This window comes from Archangium sp. (assembly GCF_045802675.1).
GTDB lineage: Bacteria > Myxococcota > Myxococcia > Myxococcales > Myxococcaceae > Archangium.
Genome location: NZ_JBJMQO010000042.1, coordinates 28,772 through 50,565 on the forward strand (window position 1 = coordinate 28,772; position 21,794 = coordinate 50,565).

The 21,794-nt window shown below is 71.3% G+C and carries 21 protein-coding genes; 14 read left to right on the forward strand and 7 right to left on the reverse strand.

Annotated features, from left to right (window positions below; genetic code table 11):
* Positions 1-5: 5 nt before the first annotated feature.
* A complete protein-coding gene (locus ACJ8AN_RS12425) occupies positions 6-800 on the reverse strand; it encodes an energy transducer TonB (protein ID WP_407755521.1) in 795 nt (264 codons plus the stop codon).
* Positions 801-949: 149 nt separating this feature from the next.
* Positions 950-1,630, reverse strand: a complete 681-nt coding sequence (locus tag ACJ8AN_RS12430; protein ID WP_407755522.1) for a Fe2+-dependent dioxygenase — start codon at positions 1,628-1,630, stop codon at positions 950-952.
* Between the two features lie 128 nt (positions 1,631-1,758).
* Between ACJ8AN_RS12430 and ACJ8AN_RS12435 the strand changes: the two genes are divergently transcribed.
* Positions 1,759-2,523 carry a hypothetical protein gene (locus ACJ8AN_RS12435; protein ID WP_407755523.1) on the forward strand — a complete coding sequence of 255 codons (765 nt, stop codon included), beginning with the start codon at positions 1,759-1,761 and terminating at the stop codon, positions 2,521-2,523.
* A 120-nt stretch (positions 2,524-2,643) separates the two neighbouring features.
* Positions 2,644-4,422 (forward strand): adventurous gliding motility protein AgmC, encoded by a 1,779-nt coding sequence (agmC, locus tag ACJ8AN_RS12440; RefSeq protein ID WP_407755524.1) that lies wholly within the window; start codon positions 2,644-2,646, stop codon positions 4,420-4,422.
* A gap of 30 nt (positions 4,423-4,452) precedes the next feature.
* On the opposite strand, the gene ACJ8AN_RS12445 is transcribed toward agmC, so the two are convergent.
* Together ACJ8AN_RS12445 and ACJ8AN_RS12450 are read right to left on the reverse strand one after the other, a co-directional pair.
* Positions 4,453-6,660, reverse strand: a complete 2,208-nt coding sequence (locus ACJ8AN_RS12445; protein ID WP_407755525.1) for a PhnD/SsuA/transferrin family substrate-binding protein — start codon at positions 6,658-6,660, stop codon at positions 4,453-4,455.
* Between the two features lie 171 nt (positions 6,661-6,831).
* A complete protein-coding gene (locus ACJ8AN_RS12450) occupies positions 6,832-7,029 on the reverse strand; it encodes a hypothetical protein (RefSeq protein WP_407755526.1) in 198 nt (65 codons plus the stop codon).
* A gap of 216 nt (positions 7,030-7,245) precedes the next feature.
* On the opposite strand from ACJ8AN_RS12450, the gene ACJ8AN_RS12455 reads away from it, so the two are divergent.
* From ACJ8AN_RS12455 to ACJ8AN_RS12475, 5 genes are all read left to right on the forward strand, one after another.
* A complete protein-coding gene (locus tag ACJ8AN_RS12455) occupies positions 7,246-7,563 on the forward strand; it encodes a DUF2171 domain-containing protein (RefSeq protein WP_407755527.1) in 318 nt (105 codons plus the stop codon).
* 190 nt (positions 7,564-7,753) lie between these two features.
* Positions 7,754-9,490, forward strand: a complete 1,737-nt coding sequence (locus tag ACJ8AN_RS12460) for a Kelch repeat-containing protein (RefSeq protein WP_407755528.1) — start codon at positions 7,754-7,756, stop codon at positions 9,488-9,490.
* A 136-nt stretch (positions 9,491-9,626) separates the two neighbouring features.
* Positions 9,627-10,889 carry an AAA family ATPase gene (locus ACJ8AN_RS12465; protein ID WP_407755529.1) on the forward strand — a complete coding sequence of 421 codons (1,263 nt, stop codon included), beginning with the start codon at positions 9,627-9,629 and terminating at the stop codon, positions 10,887-10,889.
* Positions 10,890-10,891: 2 nt separating this feature from the next.
* Positions 10,892-11,551: a DUF4276 family protein gene (locus tag ACJ8AN_RS12470; protein ID WP_407755530.1), complete on the forward strand. Its 660-nt coding sequence runs from the start codon at positions 10,892-10,894 to the stop codon at positions 11,549-11,551.
* Between the two features lie 243 nt (positions 11,552-11,794).
* Complete coding sequence (locus ACJ8AN_RS12475; protein ID WP_407755531.1) at positions 11,795-13,153, forward strand: sensor histidine kinase; 1,359 nt, start codon at positions 11,795-11,797, stop codon at positions 13,151-13,153.
* Between the two features lie 21 nt (positions 13,154-13,174).
* Here ACJ8AN_RS12475 and ACJ8AN_RS12480 read toward each other — a convergent pair whose 3' ends face one another.
* Positions 13,175-13,720 (reverse strand): hypothetical protein, encoded by a 546-nt coding sequence (locus ACJ8AN_RS12480; RefSeq protein WP_407755532.1) that lies wholly within the window; start codon positions 13,718-13,720, stop codon positions 13,175-13,177.
* A gap of 136 nt (positions 13,721-13,856) precedes the next feature.
* Entirely contained in the window at positions 13,857-14,414 is a 558-nt protein-coding gene (locus ACJ8AN_RS12485; protein WP_407755533.1) for a Wall-associated protein precursor, read from the reverse strand.
* Between the two features lie 125 nt (positions 14,415-14,539).
* On the opposite strand from ACJ8AN_RS12485, the gene ACJ8AN_RS12490 reads away from it, so the two are divergent.
* The 7 genes from ACJ8AN_RS12490 (at position 14,540) to ACJ8AN_RS12520 (ending at position 20,590) form a co-directional block, all read left to right on the forward strand.
* Positions 14,540-15,931 (forward strand): M24 family metallopeptidase, encoded by a 1,392-nt coding sequence (locus ACJ8AN_RS12490; protein ID WP_407755534.1) that lies wholly within the window; start codon positions 14,540-14,542, stop codon positions 15,929-15,931.
* A gap of 26 nt (positions 15,932-15,957) precedes the next feature.
* Positions 15,958-16,479 carry a hypothetical protein gene (locus ACJ8AN_RS12495; protein ID WP_407755535.1) on the forward strand — a complete coding sequence of 174 codons (522 nt, stop codon included), beginning with the start codon at positions 15,958-15,960 and terminating at the stop codon, positions 16,477-16,479.
* A gap of 120 nt (positions 16,480-16,599) precedes the next feature.
* On the forward strand, positions 16,600-17,967 hold the full coding sequence (locus ACJ8AN_RS12500) for an NAD(P)/FAD-dependent oxidoreductase (protein ID WP_407755536.1): 1,368 nt from the start codon (positions 16,600-16,602) through the stop codon (positions 17,965-17,967).
* Between the two features lie 85 nt (positions 17,968-18,052).
* Complete coding sequence (locus ACJ8AN_RS12505) at positions 18,053-18,727, forward strand: energy-coupling factor ABC transporter ATP-binding protein (protein WP_407755537.1); 675 nt, start codon at positions 18,053-18,055, stop codon at positions 18,725-18,727.
* Positions 18,724-19,335, forward strand: coding sequence for an energy-coupling factor transporter transmembrane component T family protein (locus ACJ8AN_RS12510; protein WP_407755538.1), 612 nt, complete (start codon positions 18,724-18,726; stop codon positions 19,333-19,335). Before ACJ8AN_RS12505 ends, ACJ8AN_RS12510 begins: the two co-directional genes overlap by 4 nt.
* The gene (locus ACJ8AN_RS12515; protein ID WP_407755539.1) at positions 19,332-19,931 is read left to right on the forward strand and encodes a biotin transporter BioY; all 600 of its coding nucleotides are present in this window, start codon (positions 19,332-19,334) and stop codon (positions 19,929-19,931) included. The genes ACJ8AN_RS12510 and ACJ8AN_RS12515 overlap by 4 nt, the downstream gene beginning before the upstream one ends.
* 107 nt (positions 19,932-20,038) lie before the next feature.
* Positions 20,039-20,590 (forward strand): SgcJ/EcaC family oxidoreductase, encoded by a 552-nt coding sequence (locus tag ACJ8AN_RS12520; protein WP_407755540.1) that lies wholly within the window; start codon positions 20,039-20,041, stop codon positions 20,588-20,590.
* A 7-nt stretch (positions 20,591-20,597) separates the two neighbouring features.
* Here the strand turns inward: ACJ8AN_RS12520 and ACJ8AN_RS12525 are convergent, their stop codons facing one another.
* Positions 20,598-21,764 (reverse strand): cytochrome-c peroxidase, encoded by a 1,167-nt coding sequence (locus ACJ8AN_RS12525; protein WP_407755541.1) that lies wholly within the window; start codon positions 21,762-21,764, stop codon positions 20,598-20,600.
* Between the last annotated feature and the right edge of the window lie 30 nt (positions 21,765-21,794).

A 21,794-nucleotide genomic window follows, 5' to 3' on the forward strand; every position in this document is an offset into this window, starting at 1 on the left:
GGCGGCTACTTCAGGGAGAACTGGACGGGAATCTCGACGATGACGCGCACCGGCCGGCCCTGGTGTCCGAGCGCCGGGGTGAAGCGCCACTGGCCGACGGCGGAGAGGGCCGCGGCGTCGAGCCCGGGAACGGAGCGGACGACGCGCGTGTGCTCGGGCTCGATGCGCCCGTCGATGCCGATGATGACGCGCACGAGGACGAGTCCCTCGATGCCATCGGCCCGGGCCCGCCGGGGGTAGCGCGGCTGCACCCGCTCGAGCACTTCCGGGGCCCGCGCCACCTGCGTCACCTCGAGCGCCGAGCCTCCCGTGGCGCCCACCCTCCCGCCTTCCCTTCCCCCGAGGACTCCTCCCACCAGCCCCGCGACGACACCTCCCACGCCCTCGGTGCCCGCCGGCTCGCCACCCACGTTGGCCGGCTCGGAGGGCTCCGGCTCCGGCGCGGGCTCCGACGCCTCTTCGGCCGGCGTCTCCACGGGCCGCTCGGGCACGGGCACCTTCGCCGGGAGCACCAGGGCCGGGCGCGCGGAGTGGAGCCGCGCCTGGCGACGCACCCGCTCAGCACCTGGTGCCCGGGACGCCGAGGCCTGGGCCGCGGCGGGGGGCGGAGGCGGGAAGGAGAAGAACACCACCTCGGGCTCCTCGGGCGGGGCGGTCGGCGCGCGCACGGACACGGCGGGCGCGGCCCAGAACGCCAGGATCAACCCGGCGTGGACGAGCGCCGCGAGCACGACGGCCCACCCCCACCGCTGCCCCTCTCCCCCACCCGCGGGGGGCTCCCCCAGACGGAAGAGACTCATGGCGGGCCGGACCTCCTGGGCGGGGGCGGTGACTCCGTCCTGCATCCCGATATGGAAATTGAGAATCATTCTCATTTGCAGTGCGCGGAGAGATATCCCACGTTGGTTGGGGCGTCAAGGTAGGGCCGGGCTGGCGGGGGCGCACGGGCTCAGGGCTCGGCCCATTGGCGCAGGAGGTTGTGGTAGACGCCGGTCAACATGACCAGGGAGGGGCTCTGGGGCACCTCCTTGTTGAGCTGCATGAGGGCCATGTCGAGGTCGAAGAGCAGGGCGCGCTGGGAGACGTCGCGGACCATGCTCTGGATCCAGAAGAAGGAAGCCAGCCGGACGCCGCGAGTCACGGGGGTGACGTGGTGGAGGCTGGAGGCCGGGTAGAGGATGAGCTCTCCCGCGGGCAGCTTCACCGAGTGGCTGCCGTAGGTGTCCTCGACGACGAGCTCGCCGCCGTCATAGCTGTCCGGGTCGGAGAGGAAGAGGGTGGCGGAGACGTCGGTGCGCAGGCGCAGGGGCGTGCCGGGGATGGGGCGGATGGCGTTGTCGACATGCGAGCCGAAGTTCATCTGCGTGTCGTAGCGGTTGAAGAGCGGCGGGAAGACGCGCTGGGGCAGCACGGCGGAGATGAACAGCGGGCTGCGCTCGAGCGCCCGCAGCACGAGCTCACCCAGCTCGCGGGCCTGGGGGCTGTCCTCCGGGAGCTGGAGGTTCTTCTTCACCTGGGCGGACTGGTGTCCGGCGGTGCCGCGGCCATCCACCCAGGCGGCCTGATCGAAGACGGCACGGCAGTGGGCCACCTGCTCGGCGGTGAGGACGTGGGGGATGTGCACCATCATGCGAAGGGCTCCGGGGAATGGGGGGAAGGGGCTCGGGGTCCGATGACCAACAACCCCGGGCGGGGACATTCCCGTCCGGCAGCCTTCCGCGCATTCCGGACGGGCGTCAAAGGCATACTTCCGCCCCCATGCTCGCGACCCTGCTCGTCCTCTCCGTGCTGCAACTGTCCCCGGCGGATGCGCCCCGGCTCGACGCCTCGGAGCACCGGGGGTTGAGCCTGCTCGCTCCGGCCGCCGCCGCGCCCTCGGGGTACGGGCTGCTCTCGCACGAGCACGTGCCCGGCACGCCCGCGCGCTCCTCGCCCTTCTCCTTCTGGCGCGCCTTCGGGGAGCTATCCACCGGCTTCGGCTCGCAGCTCCTCGTGGGCTCGGCGATGTGGGCCGTGGAAGTCATCGGCCTCTTCGGGGCCACCGCCCTCACCTCGGCCTTCACCGGTGGCGAGGGCACGGACGTCGTCCTCGGCGTGGGCACGCAGGCGATGATTTTCATCAACGGCGCCGTGCTCCCGCTGCTCAGCTCCTTGCCCATCTGGCTCATCGCCAGCACGGACCTGGCCTACTCGCACAGCTTCCTGTGGACGTGGCTCTCCGGCCTCGCCACCTACGCCACCTTCTGGGCCGTGCAGTCCGCCCAGCCCTCGCGCCACGGTGGCCTCGAGCTCATCCTCTGGCCCACCCACGTGGCCAGTTGGTTCCTCGTGGCCCTGGTGCAGACCGCCGTCGTCCACCTCACCCAGGAGCCCCTCTTCGCCTCCCGGGCCCCCTCGCCCTCGCTGCTCAACGTCGAGGGCCGGCGCGTCTCCCTCGGTGCTCCGCTCCCCGTGCTCGCCCCGGACATGTCGCGGCCGGGCCGCGTGGTGCCCGTGTTCTCGCTCGCGCGGGGACGCTTCTGAGACGGGGGTTCCCCTCCGGGCTCGCGCTGGCTGGACGCACGCCGGGAGCTGACGAGGTTGCCTGAGTTGCGGCTCTCGCCTGTTTCTCGTATGACGAGAGGCAGACATCGGAGGGGGCCCGTGTCGCCCATCGTCTCGCGTCGCTTCGTGCCGGACCACGCACCGGCCTTCTTCCCAGTCGGACTGCTGGCCCTGGTGCTCGCGCTGCTGCCCGCGCCGGGGCGCGCCGAGGCGGACGTCTTCGGCCTGGGCAATGCGCAGCAGGGCTCCCTGCAGGTGAGGGACCCCGGCTTCGTCATCAATACCTCCACGCCCCTCGCCGCCGACGTCCCCGCGGGCGTCACCGAGCTGAGCGTGGTGGACGCCTCGGGCTTCGCCGCGGGCCAACTGGTGATGGTGCTGCAGATGGGCGGCGAGCAGCCGCTGTCGGAGTACCGGGACGACAAGGTCAAGCTGGGGCGCTCGGGCGAGGGCGCGGGCCGGTGGGAGCTGGCGCGCCTGTCCGAGGTGGCCACCGGCGTGCTGCGCCTCACCGCGCCGCTGGTGAGCCCCTTCTCCCGCGCGTCCCAGGTGGTGCTCGTGCCCGAGTACAAGGACGTGCGCATCCAGAACACCGGCTCGCTACGGGCCCCGGCCTGGAACGGGCGCAGCGGTGGAGTGCTGGCGTTCCTGGCCACGGGCACCGTCTTCAACCAGGGCTCGCTGGAGGCGGACGGCATGGGCTTCCAGGGCGGCGCGGCCGAGGCGGGCGTGGCTGGCTCCTCCTACGACTGCGCGGCGCTGGACGGGCCCGCGGGCAGCGGCGGCGCGAGCGGCGGAGGCGCGCGCAAGGGCGAGGGCCTCGCCAGTGCCCTCTCCGGTGCGCCCACGCGGGGCTACGGGCAGCTCGCCAATGGAGGCGGGGGCGGCAACTGCCATGACTCGGGCGGAGGCGGCGGCGGCCATGTTGGCCAGGGAGGTCGGGGCGCCCGCTCCTCGCAGGAGACGACCGAGCGCGACGTGGGCGGCCGTGGCGGCGCCGCGCTGCGCTACGAGCCCCTGGAGCGGCTGTTGCTCGGCGGCGGCGGTGGCGCGGGCATCGAGGGCTCGGCGGGCGGCGCGGGCGGCGGCATCATCTTCGTGCGCGCCCGGGAAATCCAAGGCCCCAAGCCGCGCGGCTTCATCACCGCGAACGGGCTGGCCGCGCCCTCGTCCGTCGGCATGCACGGGGGCGGCGGCGGTGGTGGTGCGGGCGGCACGGTGCACGTGCGCGTGGCGCAGAGCCTCGGCTGTACCGGGCTGTCGGCCAAGGGCGGCGCGGGCGCGGACAGCGACACCGCGCCGGGCGGAGGCGGTGGAGGCGGGCTGCTGTTCGTCCAGTCCTCGGGGGGCGTGCCGCCGGAGTGCACGGCCTCGGCGGGTTCGGGGCTGGCGGGCAACTCGCCCCAGGGCACCCGGGGCGCCGAGCCCGTCGTCGACGGTGCCTCCGACTTCGAGGGCGACCAGTCCGTCATCGATCAGGGCTTCGTCGTGCCCGCCGTGCCCTCCTTCGTGTCTCCCGGGGCCGGGGCGGACGACGTGGATCCGCTGCCACGGTTCGAGGGCAGGACGGCGCCCGGGGCCAGCGTGCAGGTGTTCCTCGATGGCGCGCCACTCGGGGCTCCCGTGGTGGCGGATGAGGCGGGCAACTTCGTGCTCGTCTCGCCCGTGGAGCTCGCGAAGGGGCCGCACGAGGTGCACGCGTGGGCCGAGCTGCTGCGCGTGCGGAGCGTCACCTCGGAGGCGCTCGGCTTCACCGTGGGCGAGGGGCTCTCGCTCCAGGTGGGCTTCGGGTGTGGCGTGGCTCCAGCGGGAGGCGCGTGGGGGCTGGGGCTCGGGGTGCTCGTGCTCTCGCTGGGGGCTCGCAGACGGCGGGAGTGACAGGGAGGGCCCGGGGGCCCCGGTATACCCTCACCCCGGCTCTCTCCCGGAGGGCGAGGGAGTGGACGGCGCGGCGGGGAGGATGACGGTGAGCGTGGTGCCCACGCCCTCGCGGCTCTCGGCGCGCAGCGAGCCGCCGAGGCTCGACACGATGGCGTGGCTCACCGAGAGTCCCAGTCCGGTGCTCGCCGGGCGCGTGGAGAAGAAGGGCTCGAAGAGGCGCGCGAGCACCTCGGGGGACATGCCCACGCCGGTGTCCTGCACCTCCACCACCACCTCGCCCGCGGGGCCCGTGTACGTGGCCACCCGGAGCACGTTACGCGTGGCGTCCAGCTCGCTCATCGCCTGCACCGCGTTGAGCAGCAGGTTGACGAACACCTGGCCCAGCCGCCCCTCGTCACCCTCCACCAGGGGCACCGGCCGGAAGTCCTTCTCCAGCCGCGCGCGGTGGCGCAGCTCGCCGCGCACCAGGCTCAGCGCGTGCTCCAGCACCGGCACCACCTCCACCGCCTCGCGGTGCTCGGGCGGCGCGCGCGAGAGCATCCTCAAGTCCTGGACGATGGCCTTGAGCCGGTCCGCTCCATCCGTCGCCTCGACGAGCGCCTCCACCACGTCGTCCACGTCCCCGGCCAGCGCATGGCCCTCCTCGCGCAGCGCCTGCTTGAGGCGCGTGAGCTCCTCGCGCGCGAAGCCGAGGTTGGCCAGCATGTACGCCAGCGGGTTGCCCATCTCGTGGCCCACCGCCGCCGCGAGCGAGCCCAGCGCCGCCATCCGGTCCGCCTTGAAGAGCTGGGCCTCCATCTGCTTGCGCGCCGTCACGTTCTTGGCGAAGACGCGCAGGCCCTCGGGGTCCACCAGCGGCGCCACCGTCAGCTCCCAGTACCGGCCGCCCAGGTGCACCGTGGGGGGCGTCTCGCCCACCGCCGCGCCGCGCCGGGCCCATGCGAGCGCCGCCTCCACCAGCGGGTGCCCCGTGCCGCGCACCAGCAGGTCCGGAAACGCCGTGTGCGCCGCGGGGTTGGCGTAGCGCAGCTCGCCGGAGGGGCCCAGCTCCAGCATCGGCTCGGGGTGCAGCAGCGGGAAGGAGGCCAGGCGGTAGAGCTCGTTCTCGAGCGCGCGCAACTCGGTGACGTCGCGCACCAGCAGCGCCGTGGTGGTGCTGCCCGGCGCGCCCGGGGCCGGCGCGCGCACGGTGGCCTCGGCCGCGTACCAGCGCGTCTCGCCGTCCACCTCGAGGCGGTACTCCACCCGGCCGCCCACCCCGCTGTGCCGCGCGGCGCGCGCGAGCGCCACCAGGGCGTCCCCCGCGTCCGGCCCCAGTACCGCCTCCAGCGGCTGGCCCTCGGCGTGGCGCACGGTGCGCCCGAAGGCCAGGCCCGTGGGCGTCCACAGCCGCATGCACCGCTCCCGCGCGTCCAGCTCCGCCGCGAGGTACTCGGCCCGCTTCACCCCGAGCGGGGCCGGCGTCGCCCGGGGCCCGGGCGGGGACGAGAGGACGAAGCCCTCGCTGTCGAAGAGGCCCAGCAGGGGCTCGAGCCCCGCGCCGCCGCCGGCCAGCGAGGTGAGGATGGACACGAGCGCCGTCACGTCCGCCTCCGGCATGCGGGCGGTGAAGATGAGCCCGTCGGCGAGCGTGGGCTCGGTGAACTCGAAAGGGGTGAGCCGCCGCTCGTCCGCGCCCACGTGCTCGGCGAGGTAGGCGCGCACGGTGTTCTCCTCCGGGTGGCTGGAGTAGATGCTCGCCACGTCCGCCTCGCCCTCGAGCACCGCGAGCAGCGCCTTGCGGTAGGTGCCGTGGAAGCGCTCCTGGGCGAAGGTGTCCGCGGGGGGCAGGCCGTGCGCGGTGAGGTGGCTCGCGGGCAGCAGGTAGCCCCCGGTGGAGCGCGGAGCCACCCAGGCGGCCCGCGTGCCCTTCAACGTCTCCAGGGTGAGCGGGCGCTCGGCCCGGCAGACGAGCGCCGCGTGGTAGTACCAGCGCCCGGCCCGCACGGCGCGCAGCACCGCGCGCGACCGCGGCTCGAAGGCGGTGCACTGCTCGGCCGTGGCCCACGCCAGGTCCACCCGGCCCTCCACCAACTCCCGCTCCAGCGCCTCGTACGTGGGCGCCAGCTCCACCACCACCGGGCGGCCCAGCCGCTGCGTGAGGGCCCGGCTGAAGAGCTCGGCGCGCACGTGCTCCTTCACTTCCCCGAGCGAGGGGGAGAGGAGGAAGCGGATGGGAGCGGCCGGTGTCGTCACGTGCGTGTCTCCGCGCGCGGCGGGACTCCCGGCGCGCTGGCCGGAAGCATGCCGGACGTCCTCGGGGCACGCACCTTTGCTTCCGCGCCGTTCCCCCCATCCCGTGGGGCTTGTGTTTTACGGCCTCATCGAAGCCGCCGCGGGCTCCAGGGAAGCGGCGGGGCGAGCGGCTCAGGCGTAGACCTGGTCGCTCTCGCCGGAGGACTCCAGCTTGCGGCCGAGCTGCTCGAGCCGGTCGTAGCGCTCCTTGAGCATCTCGCGGAAGGCGCGGTTGTCGGCGTGGTCGATCTCCACGAGCAGCTCGCGCAGGGACGTGTCGAGGACTTCCTTGAGCTCGCGGGCCTCCACGGCGTTCATTTCCAGGAGCATGGGGTGCTCTCCTTTCGTGGAAACGTTAGGCACCGTGAGCGTGGGGAGAGCCCGCGCTCGCGCCCGTCGCACGAGAGCCGGGGGGAGGGGCCACCCCATGTCTGGAGGGTTGCTGTTCCTGCCAGCCCTCGGCGGTTGCCGCGGCGCCGGATGTTCCCCACTCAGAGAGGAAGCGGTCCGGAGCGGGAGGGCGCCGGGGCGCGCGAGGAGGACGCCATGGTGGTGCAGGACGACGTACGCGAGGGCATGGTGGTGCGGGACGTGGACGGGCGCAAGGTGGGCCGCGTGCGCGCGGTGGGAGACAGCCACTTCGAGCTCGAGCCGCGCCTGCTGTCCCACGACGAGTTCCTGGTGGAGTACGCGGACGTGCGCTCCGTGCGCGACGGCGAGCTGTACCTCGAGCGCACCCCGCACCTGCTCAAGCTGGAGGACGACGACGGCGGGGCGCTGCCGCCGCGCCACCACGAGGGCCTGGAGGGCGAGCCGGTGAACCTCTCGGAGGTGGAGGCCGAGGCCCAGCACGCGGGCCCGTGAGGGGGTCCGAGAGGGGGCCCCTGACGCCGCCATGACGCGCCCATGACGGCGTGCGGCACGAGCCGCGCACAACCTGACAGGTCTGTCATACAGAGGACGATAAACCCTTGGAATTACGAGGATTATCGGCCCCGGCGATGTCAGACCCGGCGTGTAGACCCGTCCTTCTCGAAAGGGAGTGGGAAGGGTCATGAAAAGGGTTTCGACGTCCTGCGCCATGCTGGCGCTCTTCACGTTGGTTTTTTCGTGCAGCTCGGCGCCGCCGCCCGGCGATGTGTCGCGGGAGACGGTGGCGCAGGGGCTGAGCACGCCGCGCAAGCTGCTGCCGCTGGTGGTGCTGGCGGACGGGCGGGTGCTGGCGGCGGGCGGGCACGATGGCAACCGCACGCTCTCGAGTGCGGAGGTATTCGAGCCCGCGACGGGTGCCTGGCGCGCCGTGGGGCCGATGCGCACGGCGCGGCGCAACCACGCGGCGGTGAGGATGGCGGACGGGCGGGTGCTGGTGGTGGGCGGCACGTACTCGGCGTCGTTGGGCGCGCTGGCGAGCGCGGAGGTGTTCGACCCCGGCACGGGCCGGTGGACTGTTGTGGCGGACATGGCCGAGGCGCGAAACGACCCGGCGGCGGTGGCGCTGGCGGACGGGCGCGTGCTGGTGGTGGGCGGCTATGACGTGGACCGGCACCCGGTGCGCTCGGCGGAGCTGTACGAGCCGGCGACGGGCCGCTGGTCGCGCACGGGAGCGCCCACGTCGGCGCGCGGGGGCGCGGGCACGGGGGTGGTGCTGGGCAATGGCAAGGTGCTCTTCGTGAGCGGGCTGCAGGCGGAGCTGTACGACGTGGCCAGTGGCCAGTGGACGAAGGCGGGGCCGGTGGGAGGCGCGGCGGGGACGCACCGCTCGGGGCACTCGGTGACGCGGCTGGCGGACGGGCGGGTGCTGGTGGTGGGCGGGACGACGGCGCGCGCGGCGGCCACGGCGGAGCTGTATGAGCCAGCGGGTGGCGGGTGGAAGCTGGTGGCGGCGCCGGGCACGCCGCGCGAGGCGCACGGGGCGCTGGTGACGGGGGATGGGCGGGTGCTGGTGGCGGGAGGCTTCCACGTGACGACGGGGGCGCTCGCGTCGGTGGAGAGCTACGACCCGGCGGCGGACGCGTGGAGCGCGGAGCCGGCGCTGCAGTCGGCGCGGCGGGGCGCGGGGATGGTGTTGCTGGAGGACGGCGGGGTGCTGGTGGTGGGCGGCTCCAACGACATGGAGGGCACGCTGGCCACGAGCGAGGGGTACGACCCGGGCGTGTGCATGCCGCTGACGTGCGAGGCGGCGGGCCAGACGTGCGGCACGGTGGCGGACGGGTGCGGCGGGACGCTGGAGTGCGGCCCGTGCGAGGTGGTGCCGGCGTGTGGCGCGGAGGGCTGTGGCTCGGAGCGGGCGGTGTTCGATCCAGAGCTGCGGGCGCCGCGGTGCGACGAGGCGGCGGCGGTGTGCCACTCGGGGGCGCTGCTGACGGGGCGGGGGCCGCTCGGCCCGGAGGCGAACGCGCCCAACACGCTGTGGGGCTCGTGCGGGGACGGCGAGGGCGGGACGCGCGAGCGGGACGAGACGCTCGACGTGCTGCGGGTGAGCACGGTGGACGGGGGGCAGCTGGCGCCGGGGAAGACGGTGCGGGTGGAGGCCACGGTGTGGGCATACGCGGAGCCGGAGGCGAACCGGTTGGACCTGTACTACGCGGCGGACGCGCGGGCTCCGGCGTGGACGTACCTGACGACGCTCACGCCGAGCCGGCCAGGCGAGCAGGTGTTGACGGGCACGTACGTGTTGCCGGTGGGCGCGCTGCAGGCGGTGCGAGGCGTGTTCCGCTACGCGGGCAGCGCCGAGCCGTGTCCCGGCGGCGTGTTCGACGACGTGGATGACCTGGTGTTTGCCACGCGATGAGACGGTGGGAGCCGCCGGGGCCCACTCGTGGGGAGCGGGCTCCGGTGGGCTCCGCGCGCGGTTGCCGGACAAAGCAGGGGATTGCATGCGGCCCCAGTAGGCACCGCGCTGAGCAGTGGGTAAAACCCCTCGGAGCATGAGTGACTCCGCGCGTGTCCACATCGAAGAGCTTCGGCTCTCGGGCTACCGGGCCTTCGAGAATGCCCGCTTGCAATTCGATGACCTGACGGTGCTGGTCGGTCGGAACGGGGCAGGAAAGAGCACGCTCCTCGATGCGCTGGAGTTTGTCCGGGATGCGCTGACCGACTCACTGGCCAATGCGCTGGAACGCCGAGGCGGAATCCAGGCCCTGCTACATCACGGTGCGCGCGAGGCGAAAGTGCTCTCCGTGGCCATTCACCTGCGGTTGTCCGGCGGGTACCTCCACGAAGTGGAAGGCCGTACCAGGCTTCCCATTGTTTCGGACGCTTCGCGTGATGGAACCCTTGTGACCTATGGATTCAGCATCGCTCCCAAGCGTGGTGGGTTGGGATTCGTGGTGACGAGGGAGGTTGCACGTTCCGAGCATCAACACTTCGTGAGAGGTCTTGGCAATGCGAAGCAGCACCGTTCACCTGCTGTTTCCTTGCCAGGGGGGCCGGGTTTCCGATTGAGCAATGATGCTTTGGGACTTCCTTTCGTTGCTGATGTTGACGTTCTGTGGCGGGCCGTATTGGAGGCGCTGAGGACGAGCGTCCGTGCGTACAGCCTCTCACCGGCCGCCATTCGGGCGGAGCCACCCGTCGGCGGTGCGAGTGTCCTGAGCCGGAACGGAAGCAACGCGGGCGACGTGCTGCATCACCTCGAGAGGAGCAAGGCGGATGTGGCCTGGCTGAACAAGCACCTCGCGGCCATCGTTCCTGGCCTCGTCCGGGTCAGAGCGGAGACGGCTGCGGGTCGCAGGCTCATCCGGTTCCATCAGCGCTACAACAAGAGCAAGACAGCCGGAGTCGTCTTCGACGTGGGGGACATGTCGGACGGAACCCTGCGCTGTCTGGCCCTCCTCCTGGCGCTCCGGCAGAAGCCCACCCCGGCGCTCGTGTGCCTGGAAGAAATCGAGGACTCCGTCCACCCCGCGGCGCTGGGGGTTCTGTTGGATGCCATTGATGCGAGCACCAGCCACTGCCAGGTTCTCCTGACCTCACACAGTCCCGAGGCTCTGAGTCACCCCGCCGTGACTCCCGAACGGGTTCGCGTCGTCGAGTGGCGCGAGGGAAGCAGTGCGCTTTTCAGGCTCAGTCTGGGAGCGGAGGAGATGAGCCGGCCGCCACGTTCCGTTGGCAAGCTGCTCCGGACGAATGCGCTCTTCACCGCGAGAGACTCCGAGCGTGTCGAGGGCGACTTCTTCGCGGCCCCGTAACCATGCGTCTCAAGCTCCGGATTCTCGCCATCGTCGAGGGACACGGTGAGCAGACAGCCGTTCCCGTGCTGCTGCGCCGCTGGTTCCAACACCGCCGCTTCCGCGACTTCGAGACACCGGACCTCGCCATCCGTGCTCCGGGCTCTGGGGCCCTCAAGTGCGCCCACGATGATGATGACGAATTGGGTATCGAGTACTACGTCGAGATGGCAGCCCGAGAGCGGCCCGATGGAATCCTCATCATGCTCGACGCGGATGACGAATGCCTGGAGCGCGCCAGGAAGCGCTCCCTTGGACTCGGGCCCGAGCTCCTCCAGCGCGCCCGAGCCATCGCGCCCCACATCCCCATCGAGGTGGTCGTCGCCAATCGGGAGTATGAGGCCTGGTTTCTCGCGTCCCTGGCCAGCCTGCGTCGGGCCTCGCGCATCCCGCGCGCCAGCCGGCTGACGGCGCCGCTCTCGGACATCGAAACCATTCGCGATTGCAAGAAGCGGCTGACTCAGCTGCTCGGGCGTCCCTACGAGGAGACGACGGATCAGCCGGATTTCACCGAGGTGTTTCCCTTCACGCCCGCGATGGCGAGGCGCTCGCGTTCGTACCGCAAGCTGCTCGAGGCGCTGGAGGCACTCACGCGCGCGGCCCGCCGCAACAGGCGGAGTTGACGAGAAGAAAGGGATGCGCCCGAGTGGTGAAGCCGTGTGGATTGATTTGCCAGAGTTGAAATCGGGTGCCTTCGACCCCTCGGCCATCTCCCCATGGAGCGGGGAGAGCTGGATTCGAACCAGCGAAACCATGAAGTGCGTGTAGGGCCTCAACGGACAGGCGCTGAGGCCGTGGACGCAGGTGGCATGGATTCCTGAAGAACCGGCTAGCATGGGGGTGTTTTCCGCCGTCGAGGTACACCCATGGGCTGGCCCTCCGTCTCCCGCTCCAGCGCTCGGGCCCACCCGGAGCCGTCCGGGGTGTGGTCCGTCGGGTCCGCGCCGGCCTCACCCGAGAAGTGGGGTCCGCGCCGGAAGATGTTGCTGTTGTTCGCCGCGGGCGTGCTGTCCCAGTACTCGCTGGACGTGCTCGCGTTGGGGCACAACAGCCTCCAGGCCCTGGCCGTCCGCATCGTCTGGTCCCTGGGGATGGTGACCTCCGCGCTGCTGCTGGACGAGCGCGCCGAGTCCTCGGTGCGCCTGCACACGGCCTTCCAGAGCGCGGTGGCCAGCCTGTCCTTCGCCGCGCTGGTGCTCGTCACGGGGGCCACCGCGAGCGCGTACTTCCACTTCTTCCCGTGCATCCCGCTTATCGTGTGCCTGCTCTATCCACGGGACTCGACCGCGGCGACCGTGTCCGGGGCGCTGTGTGGCGCGGGCGCGGCGGGCCTGCTGTGGGTGGAGGGCCGCCCGGCTTCCGAAGTGCTCCTGTGGGCGGGCGTGGTGGTGACGGTGGCGCTCATCGGCGCCTATGGCGTCCATCGGTTCCGCGAGGCGCAGCGGGCGGAGAACGAGGGCCGCCTGGAGCGCGCGCGCCGCGAGGCCCTGGAGACACTCGCCATCAGCGAGCGCCGCCGGGCGCACTCCGAGAAGCTGGCCACCATCGGCCAGCTCGCGGCGAGCGTGATGCATGAAATCAACAACCCGGTGGCCTTCATCGGAGCGAACCTCGACTACCTGGAGCGCGAGGTGCTGTCCGGGGCGGAGGTGTCGCGCGAGGAGCTCGCCGAGGTGTTCCGGGAGACGCGGGCCGGGGTGGAGCGGGTGCGGCAGATCATCGCGGACTTGAGGGGCTTTTCGCGCATGGACGAGGAGGAGCCCACCGAGTGCGCGCTGGCGGACGTGGTGAGCGACGCGGCGAGGATTGCCCGGCTGCGGCTGCAGCACGTGGCGCGGCTGGAGGTGGACATCGCGGAGAACTTGCCGCCGGTACTCGCGGTGCGGCGGAGGCTGGCGCAGGTGCTGCTCAACCTGCTGGTGAACGCGGGGGATGCGCTGGAGGCGCGGGGCCGGCACGGCTCCGAGGTGCGCATCACCGGCCGGCGGGAGGGCGAGCGGGTGGTGCTGCGGGTGGAGGACAACGGCCCGGGATTTCCGCCGCACGTGCTGCCGCGCCTGTTCGAGACCTTCTTCACCACGAAGGGGCCGGAGAAGGGCACGGGGCTGGGACTGGCGCTGTCGCGGGAGATGGTGGAGCAGTTCGGGGGCTCGCTGGTGGCGGAGAACCGCGAGGAGGGCGGAGCGCGCCTGCGCCTGGAGTTCCCGGTCAGCGCCGCGCCATGACACGGCCCGTGGAGGCCCGGTTCAGGCCGAGCCCTCTTTCGTGGTGGGCAACGGCTCGGGCGCATGTGGATCCCACACGTACTCCTCGGTGGGGGTGAGCCGCAGGTTGGTGAAGCCATGGCGAGCGACGAAGCGCTCGAAGCGCTCGGAGACGGTCAAGACTCCAGGTTGCCCCCGGGGACGGAAGATGTCCTCTCCATTCCAGGTGCCGGGCTCCAGGGTGAAGCCGTAGATGGAGTCGAAGTGCGTGTGGCGGCATTCCTCGCAGGCGGGGGGCTGGGCTCCCCGGATGTGACTGCGCGCGAGGTCCACCGCCGCGCGGCCGAAGCAGGGTCTGACGATGAGGTAGCGAGGAACACTGGAGGGCTTGGGGCCCCGCCTGCCCCTGCGGACGCGGAGCACTTCGAGGGGATGGAAGCCCTCGAGCCCCCTGAGGCCCTCGTCACGGAAAGCCTGGGCGAAGCGTTCGGAGATGAGGAGGTCGTCTCCGAGCGCTTTGATGTAGTCGCCGAACTCCTTACCGTACAGCTTCAGGTTCGCGCGGTAGGGAGGGAGCCATTCCCGCATTCCGATGGGGCCACCGCATCGGGAGCAGTCGGTTCCCTCCCCGTGGTTGACGGGCCTGGCCTTGTCGACCTGGGCATCGTAATGCGACCCGAGGACACCTTCTTCCAGGACGAAGAACCGGGGTGACATCGGAGGTTCAGAAGCCATTCGGGAATCTCGCTCGCATCAAGGGCCGATTGTAGATCTCCCGAAGGAAGTCCTCGAACTGCTTGGGAGTGGCTCGCCTGTATTTATCGAGCCATGCGACGACCTCGGCATCCACCTTCCGGTGCCACTCCTGGTAGCCGCAGTGGGATTTCTTATCTACGGCCCGGCTGACGAAGCGTGGGTCCCGGGCCGTGTAGTGACCCTTGAGGGCTTTATGGTTATCCAGCGCATCCGCGATGCGCTTGGAGATGATGTGGTGCAACTGCCCCTTGCACTGAACGGGCTCGGAACAATCCTCGGAGGACTGGGCTTGAGCCTGGATCTCCCCTTCCGCTTTCTGGCTGGACTCCTCCTCCGCCTTCGCGTGCGCCGCGAGCTGCTCCAACTGCCTGAGGAGCTCCGCTGCCTGCTCCGGCTCGCTCAGCGACAGTGACTGGCACGCGCTCAGTGCGCCCTGCTTGCAGCTGCACACCACCGTGAGGTCATTCGGCGCGCACGGAATCGAAATCGGAGCCTGGGTGAGCAGCAGTAAGACGAGCGAGAGCATGGGGCGCCTTCCGAGTGATGGCCTGGGCCCGCGAGGCTAACACCCGGCGCTCGGCCCGAGCCGTGACGCGGGGTGAAGGCGCGGAAGCGCGCGAGCCGCGCCGGCTCGTGCGAAGCTGCGCGGCCATGAAGAACACCTGGAGTCGTCTGCTCGTCCCGCTGTTCCTCCTCTCGTCCGCCTGTGCCACCACGGCCCCGGCCTCCCATGCACCGGAATCCCCCGCGCCCGAGCGTCCCTTCGGCTCGCTGCGAGACCAGGCCACGCGGCAGCAGGCGTGGTTGCGCGAGCGCATGGACACGGCGCTGCCCGCGCTGATGCGCCAGTACGGCATCGAGCTGTGGGTGGTGCCGATGCGCGAGTACAACGAGGATCCCGTCTTCCCGGCGCTGGTATCTCCCACGACGTTCGCGGCGCGGCGGCGCACCATCTACGTCTTCCACGACCGGGGGCCGGAGAAGGGCGTGGAGCGGCTCGCGCTGGGCGGCGGGACGCAGGGCGGGGTGTACGAGGCCCGGCGCGCGCAGATGCAGGTGGACGGCGGCGGAGTGACGCGGCAGGCCGAGCTGTGGGGCCCGGACCAGTGGAAGCTATTGAAGGCGGTGCTCGAGGAGCGCGAGCCGAAGGTCATCGGCATCAACGTGTCGCGCACGTTCGCCTTCGCGGACGGGCTGTCGCATGGCGAGTACGAGGGCATGGCCGAGGCGCTGGGCACCGGGTGGACCTCGCGCATGAAGCCCGCGGAGGGGCTCGCGGTGGACCTCATCGCGTGGCGGAGCGCGGACGAGGAGCGCTTCTACGAGGACCTGACGAAGCTGGCGTGGAACATCATCGGGACGGGCTTCTCGAACCAGGTGATTACTCCGGGCAAGACGCGCACGAGCGACGTGGTGTGGTGGATGCGGCAGCGGGTGAACGACCTGGGGCTGGGGACGTGGTTCCAGCCGTCGGTGGAGGTGCAGCGGCAGGGGAAGACGGAAGCGGAGCTGGGCGAGGACCCCGTCATCGAGCGCGGTGACGTGCTGCACTGCGACTTCGGGGTGACGGCGCTGCGGCTGAACACGGACACGCAGCACATGGGCTACGTGCTGCGCGAGGGCGAGACGGACGTGCCCGCCGGCCTGAAGGCGGCGCTGGCGAGCAGCAACCGGCTGCAGGACATCGTCTTCGCGGAGCTGCGTCCGGGGCGGACGGGCAATGAGCTGCTCGAGGCCTCGCGCGAGCGGATGAAGGCCGAGGGCCTCGACGGCACGGTGTACTCGCACCCCATTGGCCTCAACGGGCACGGCGCGGGACCGATGATTGGCCTGTGGGACCGGCAGGAGGGCGTGCCGGGCAACGGGGACCACAAGGTGATTGCCAACCAGTGGTTCTCCATCGAGTTGCAGGCGACGAGCCCGGTGCCGGAGTGGGGCGGGCAGAAGGTGCGCTCGGCGCAGGAGGAGGACGTCATCGTCGACGCGAGTGGCAAGGTACGCTGGGCCTTCCAGCGGCAGACCGCCTTCCACCTGGTGAAGTAGCGGGCACGCACGAGGGGACGCACGCCATGAAGGGACTCGCGGGCATTTCGAGCAGGACACTCTGGGTCATCGCCGCCCTGTCCGCGGTCCTCACGGCGGTGCTGTCGGTGAAGCTGTTCGCCATCAATGAGGCGCTGAAGCCGTACGGCATCGTCTGCTACGAATTCGCGTGGTCGGCCGAGCGGGCGATGCGGATGTACTCGGCCTGGGGCGAGGCTGGCAGGGAGGCGGCGCGCTCGTCCTTGCGGTACGACGTGCCGTACCTGCTGGTCTATCCCTTCCTGTTCTCGTCGTTGACGTTGCTGGCCGCGCGGGCCGCGTCCGGGTGGCTCGCGGCGCTGGGGACGTGGCTCGCCGTGGCCCCGTTCGTCGCGGCGCTGCTCGATGCGCTCGAGGACCTGGCGCTCTGGCTCGCGCTGGACCGGTTCCCGCAGCCGCCCGAGTCCCTGCTCCGCCTGGCGGCGCTCGCGGCGGGGATGAAGTTCCTGTTGCTCGGGGCCTCGGGGCTCTACGCGTTGGGTATGGGGTTACGGCGCCTGAAGGGGTGAGGGGCCGGCGGTGGCTCGGGCTCCTGCTCCGAGGGCGAGCAGGCATGCGGGATTTCCAGAGGCCCGGCCGTCCCTTCCGGACGGTGGTCGCTGGCTCCAGGGCTCCGCACCTTTGCCGCCATGGAACGCAACCGGGAAAGACATCACGTCGTCATCATCGGCGGAGGCTTCGGTGGCCTCCAGGCGGCGCGCGGGCTGAAGCGCGCTCCCGTGGATGTGACGTTGATCGACCGCTACAACCACCACCTCTTCCAGCCCCTGCTCTACCAGGTGGCCACCGCGGTGCTCAGTCCGGGTGACATCTCCGCGCCCATCCGCCAGGTGGTGCGCAGCCCGAACACCACCGTGCTGCTCGCCGAGGCGCAGTCCATCGACCTGGCGCGCAAGGTGGTCGTCTCCGATGGCGGCGAGATTCCCTATGACTCGCTGGTGCTCGCCACGGGCGCGACGCACTCGTACTTCGGCCATCCCGAGTGGGCGCGATTCGCTCCCGGGCTCAAGACGATCGACGACGCGCGCGACATCCGCGAGCGCGTGCTGCTGGCCTTCGAGGCCGCCGAGCGCGAGTCCGACCCCGAGCGCCAGCGCGAGTGGCTCACCTTCATCATCATCGGCGCGGGCCCCACGGGTGTGGAACTGGCGGGAGCGCTCGCGTTCATGACGCGGCACTCGCTGCCCAGGGACTTCCGGCGCATCGACACGGCGAGCGCCCGTATCCTCCTGTTGGAGGGCCTCCCGCGCGTGCTCAACACCTATCCCGAGGAGCTCTCGCAGCGGGCGCGCGAGGACCTGGAGAAGCAGGGGGTGGAGGTGCGCACCGGTGCCATGGTGACCGGCGTGGACGAGCTGGGCGTGAGCGTGGGCGACACCCGCATCCCGGCGCGCACGGTGCTCTGGGGCGCGGGCGTGGCGGCCTCGCCGCTGGCGCGCACGCTGGGGGTGCCGCTCGACAAGGCGGGCCGGGTGAAGGTGGAGCCCACGCTGACCGTGCCCGGCCATGAGGACGTCTTCGTGATTGGGGACCTCGCTTCGGTGGTGCAGGACGGCAAGCCGGTGCCGGGCATCGCTCCGGCGGCCATGCAGATGGGCCGGTACGTGGCGAAGAACATCCGCCGCAAGGTCGAGGGTCAGCCGTTGGAGCCGTTCCGCTACCACGACAAGGGCTCGTTCGCGGTCATCGGCCGGGGCTCGGCGATCGGCGTGCTCTACGGCAAGGTCCGCGTAAGTGGCCGGCCCGCGTGGTTGATGTGGCTGGGCATCCACATCACCTTCCTCGTGGGCTTCCGCAACAAGCTCTCGGTGATGGTCGGCTGGGCGTACACGTATCTCACCAAGCGGCGGGACGTGCGCCTCATCACCGGCCTGCACGCGAACCGGCTGCCGCGCATCCAGTCCAAGAGCCTCCCGGGGGTCACCGCGGAGCGCGCCGAGGAGGCCGAGACCGCGAGGGCTCCGGCGTCTGGGTCCGAGCCGGTGCACGTGCACTGAGCGGGGATACTTCCCCTCTCGTGGAATCGGGTTCCACCCCACGGCGTGAAAAGGCGGTACAGTCGCGCGGCCCCCAGCCGTAGCGATGATCCGCCTCCACGCCGTCAACCACCACTTCGGTGAGCGTCACGTCCTCAAGGGACTGGAGCTCACGCTCTCCGAGCGCCGCATCGCCGTGGTGGGGAGCAATGGCTGCGGGAAGAGCACCTTCGCGCGGCTGCTCAACGGGCTGCTGGTGCCGGACGAGGGGCAGGTGCTCGTGGATGGGCTCGACACCCGCAAGGAGGCCCGCGCCATCCGCCGCCAGGTGGGCTTCGTCTTCCAGAACCCGGACCATCAAATCGTCCTCCCCACCGTCGAGGAGGACCTCGCCTTCGGGCTGAAGAACCTCCGGCTCCCCGCGGCGGAGATCTCCACGCGCGTCACCACCATCCTGCGCCGCTACGGCCTGGAGGACTTCCGCCACCACCCGGCGCACCAGCTCAGCGGAGGGCAGAAGCAGCTGCTCGCGCTGTCCTCGGTGCTCGTCATGGAGCCGCGCTACGTCGTCTTCGACGAGCCCACCACGCTGCTGGACCTGCGCAACAAGCGCCGGCTCGCCCAGGTCATCCACGACATGCCCCAGACGGCCATCGTCGTCTCGCACGACCTCGAACTGCTGCGCGACTTCGACCGCGTGCTCGTGTTCGACGAGGGCCGCGTCGTCCTCGATGACGTCCCTTCCGTCGCCCTCGACGCCTACGTCCGGATGATGGCGTGAGCCTCGGCCTCTACCTCCACCGTGACTCGCCCCTCCACGCCCTCCCCGCGGGCGCGAAGATGCTCGGCCTGCTCGCGGCGGGCACGGGGCTGCTGCTCTTCTCCTCGCTGCCCGTCCTCTGCGCGGCACTGGGGGTGACGCTCGGCCTCTACGCGCTCGCCCGCCTGCGCCCGCGCGAGGTGGCTCCCGTCCTCCGCCTCTCCGCCTTCGTGCTCGTTCCGCTCTTGCTCGTGCACGCGCTGCTCTCCGGCTGGGTCCCCGCGCTCGAGGCCGTGCTGCGGCTCGCCGTGCTGCTGCTGCTCGCCACGCTCGTGTCCCTCACGACGCGGGCCTCGGACATGCTCGAGGCGATGGAGCGCGCCCTGCGTCCCCTGGCCCGCTTCGGGGTGAATCCCGCGCGGCTGGGGCTGCTGCTCTCGCTCACCCTGCGCTTCATCCCCCTGCTCGCCGAGTGGCTGCGCGAAATCCAGGAGGCCCAGCGCGTGCGCGGGCTGGAGTCCAACCCCGTCGCGGTGCTCGTGCCGCTGCTCGTGAAAACCCTCCGCACCGCGGACACGCTCGCCGAGGCCATCGACGCGCGTGGCTTCGACCCCGAGGAACCCTCGTGAAGACCCGCGACCTCGTCCATGTCGCCCTGTTCGCCGCCCTCATGGCCGTGCTCGGGCTGATGCCTCCCCTGACGCTGCCCTTCATCCCCGTGCCCATCACCGCGCAGACGCTGGGCGTGATGCTCGCGGGCTCCACGCTCGGGGCGCGCAAGGCGGGCCTGTCCCTGCTGCTCTTCCACGTGCTCGTGGCCGCGGGGCTGCCGCTGCTCGCCGGAGGCAATGGCGGGCTCGCCGTGTACCCCGGGCCCACCGGCGGCTTCTTCGTGGGCTTCCTGCCCGCGGCCTTCGTCATCGGCTGGCTCACCGAGCGCGCCTGGCGCCGGCTGTCCGTGCCGCTCGCCTTCGCCATCAACGTGCTCGGCGGCATCGGCGTCATCTACGCGGTGGGGATTCCGTGGCTCGCCGTGTCCGCGAAGCTGCCGCTGGCGAAGGCGGCGTTGGGCTCGCTGGCCTTCGTCCCCGGGGACTGCGTGAAGGCCGCCATCGCCGCCTCCGTCGCCGTCACCCTCAAGCGCGCGTGGCCGCTCATCCAGGCGCCCCGGGCTGGAGCCGAGGCGCCCCGGCCGGCGGAGTCTCCCGGTCCCCAGCGCGGGTGAAGCGCGGCTGGCGCGTCCACTGACACGTCAGCGGGCCCGGCTACGGGCCCTCACGCCATGGCGTGGCAAGTGCACAGGGGATGCGCTCCAGTGTAGAGGAGTCCTCCATGAACCCGTTCCTCCGAATCGTGGCCGCCACGGCCCTGGCCCTGTCGTTCTGTGTTGCCCCTCCCGCTCGCGCCGAGGGCGCACGAGGACAGTCCAAGGAAGAGGCCGTGCTGCGCCAGTTGGTGGCCGAGCAGGCCGAGGCCTGGAACCGTCACGACGCGGCGGCCTGGAGCAAGGACTTCGCTCCGGACGCGGACTTCATCAACATCGTGGGCTCGGTCTTCCGGGGCCGCGCGGAGATAGAGCAGCGGCACGCCTTCGTCTTCGCCCGCGTCTTCAAGGAGAGCCACACGCAGGTGACGGTGAGCCAGGTGCGCTTCCTCGAGCCCGGCGTGGCCGTGGTGGACATGGAGCACGTGGTGACGGGCTACACGGGGCTGCCTCCGGGAGTGCAGCCCACCGAGCCGGGCGTGCTGCGCACCCGCATGCGCTTCGTGATGAAGCGCACGGGGGGCCGGTGGTGGATCGTCGCCGGCCAGAACACGGACGTGAAGCCGGCTCCGGCGCCGCCCGCGCAGCAGGGCCCTGGCCCCGCCGCGCAGCAGCCCTGAGGGCGGCCTACTTCGCCGCTCCCGTCATCGACTTGAGCACCTTCACCAATGCCTGCTTCTCCTCCTTGGAGAGGTCCAGCGGCTTGATCGTCTTCGACACCGCGCCGGCGTAGTTGCCCGCGGGCTCGCCGCCCTTGTTGTACAGCTCGACGACGTCTTCGAGCGTCTTGAGCTCGCCGGTGTGCATGTACGGCGCCGTGAGCTCCACGTTGCGCAGCGTGGGCGTCTTGTAGGCGCCCTCCAGCTCCGGGCCCTTCTCCTGCAGGTCGCTGCTCAGCCGCTGGAGCCGCGAGGACTCGACGCCCGAGGGCGCATCGCTGTAGGGCCCCGCCGAGTTGAAGGGCCAGCCGAGCATCTTGCCGGCCGCCTCCGCCACGCCGCGCTTGCTGTCGCTCAGGTCCTTCACGCCGATGTTGTGGAACTGGTCGTCGCTGAGCGAGGGGCCCTTGTGGCACGCGGCGCACTGGCCCGTGCGCACGAACGTCTTCAGCCCGAGGTACGCCGGGTCCGACTCGGCCTTGCCGGCCTGCACCGCCTCGAGGAAGCGGATGACGTCCTGGTCGAAGGTCGCGTCGTTGCGCACCAGCGTGCGCTCGTACGCGGCGATGGCCTTGCCGAAGTTGGCCAGCAGCACGTTGTCGTCCGTCTCCTCCGAGGGCAGCTTGCCGAAGAGGGCGCGGTAGTCCTCGGCGTAGAGCTCGGAGAGGCGGGCGCGGAGGAGGGTGGGGCTGGAGGCCATCTCCACGGTGCTCAACAGCGGCAGCAGGGCCTGGTTCCACAGCCGGTCCGCGCGGCCGTCCCACATGAACCAGGTGCTGTAGCCCGAGTTGAGGACGGAGGGCGGGTTGCGCCCGGTGAGCTGGCCCTCGCAGCCGGTGGCCTTGGGCGTGTCCACGGAGCGGCCCTCGCCGTCATGGCAGCTCTGGCACGAGATGTTGCCGCACCCTGACAGGCCGGGGTCCTTGAAGAGCCGCTGGCCGAGCGACGCCGCGGCCGGGAGGTCGCCATACTTGTTCGTCGGGTCCTTCGGGGGCGTGCGCGTGGGGCTGTGCAGGCTCTGCAGCAGCTCCAGCTCGTCGACGTTGGGGAAGGGCTCCTCGGAGGTGCAGGACAGGGCCAGGGAGCCCGCGAGGGCTCCGGTCAGCATCCAGGTGCGCAGGGGGTGACGGCTCATCGGCGAGTCTTCCTTCGTGGTGCCAGTGCG

Excerpts from the sequence above, each read along its gene's own strand:
- ACJ8AN_RS12495 (WP_407755535.1), top strand. The coding sequence starts at position 15,958 with ATGAAGGGACTCGCGGGCATTTCGAGCAGGACACTCTGGGTCATCGCC.
- ACJ8AN_RS12475 (WP_407755531.1), top strand. The coding sequence starts at position 11,795 with ATGGGCTGGCCCTCCGTCTCCCGCTCCAGCGCTCGGGCCCACCCGGAG.
- ACJ8AN_RS12520 (WP_407755540.1), top strand. The coding sequence starts at position 20,039 with ATGAACCCGTTCCTCCGAATCGTGGCCGCCACGGCCCTGGCCCTGTCG.
- ACJ8AN_RS12455 (WP_407755527.1), top strand. The coding sequence starts at position 7,246 with ATGGTGGTGCAGGACGACGTACGCGAGGGCATGGTGGTGCGGGACGTG.
- ACJ8AN_RS12500 (WP_407755536.1), top strand. The coding sequence starts at position 16,600 with ATGGAACGCAACCGGGAAAGACATCACGTCGTCATCATCGGCGGAGGC.
- ACJ8AN_RS12470 (WP_407755530.1), top strand. The coding sequence starts at position 10,892 with ATGCGTCTCAAGCTCCGGATTCTCGCCATCGTCGAGGGACACGGTGAG.
- ACJ8AN_RS12435 (WP_407755523.1), top strand. The coding sequence starts at position 1,759 with ATGCTCGCGACCCTGCTCGTCCTCTCCGTGCTGCAACTGTCCCCGGCG.
- ACJ8AN_RS12490 (WP_407755534.1), top strand. The coding sequence starts at position 14,540 with ATGAAGAACACCTGGAGTCGTCTGCTCGTCCCGCTGTTCCTCCTCTCG.
- ACJ8AN_RS12480 (WP_407755532.1), bottom strand. The coding sequence starts at position 13,720 with ATGCGGGAATGGCTCCCTCCCTACCGCGCGAACCTGAAGCTGTACGGT.
- ACJ8AN_RS12425 (WP_407755521.1), bottom strand. The coding sequence starts at position 800 with ATGAGTCTCTTCCGTCTGGGGGAGCCCCCCGCGGGTGGGGGAGAGGGG.
- ACJ8AN_RS12525 (WP_407755541.1), bottom strand. The coding sequence starts at position 21,764 with ATGAGCCGTCACCCCCTGCGCACCTGGATGCTGACCGGAGCCCTCGCG.
- ACJ8AN_RS12505 (WP_407755537.1), top strand. The coding sequence starts at position 18,053 with ATGATCCGCCTCCACGCCGTCAACCACCACTTCGGTGAGCGTCACGTC.
- ACJ8AN_RS12450 (WP_407755526.1), bottom strand. The coding sequence starts at position 7,029 with ATGCTCCTGGAAATGAACGCCGTGGAGGCCCGCGAGCTCAAGGAAGTC.
- ACJ8AN_RS12485 (WP_407755533.1), bottom strand. The coding sequence starts at position 14,414 with ATGCTCTCGCTCGTCTTACTGCTGCTCACCCAGGCTCCGATTTCGATT.
- ACJ8AN_RS12460 (WP_407755528.1), top strand. The coding sequence starts at position 7,754 with ATGAAAAGGGTTTCGACGTCCTGCGCCATGCTGGCGCTCTTCACGTTG.
- ACJ8AN_RS12465 (WP_407755529.1), top strand. The coding sequence starts at position 9,627 with ATGAGTGACTCCGCGCGTGTCCACATCGAAGAGCTTCGGCTCTCGGGC.
- ACJ8AN_RS12430 (WP_407755522.1), bottom strand. The coding sequence starts at position 1,630 with ATGATGGTGCACATCCCCCACGTCCTCACCGCCGAGCAGGTGGCCCAC.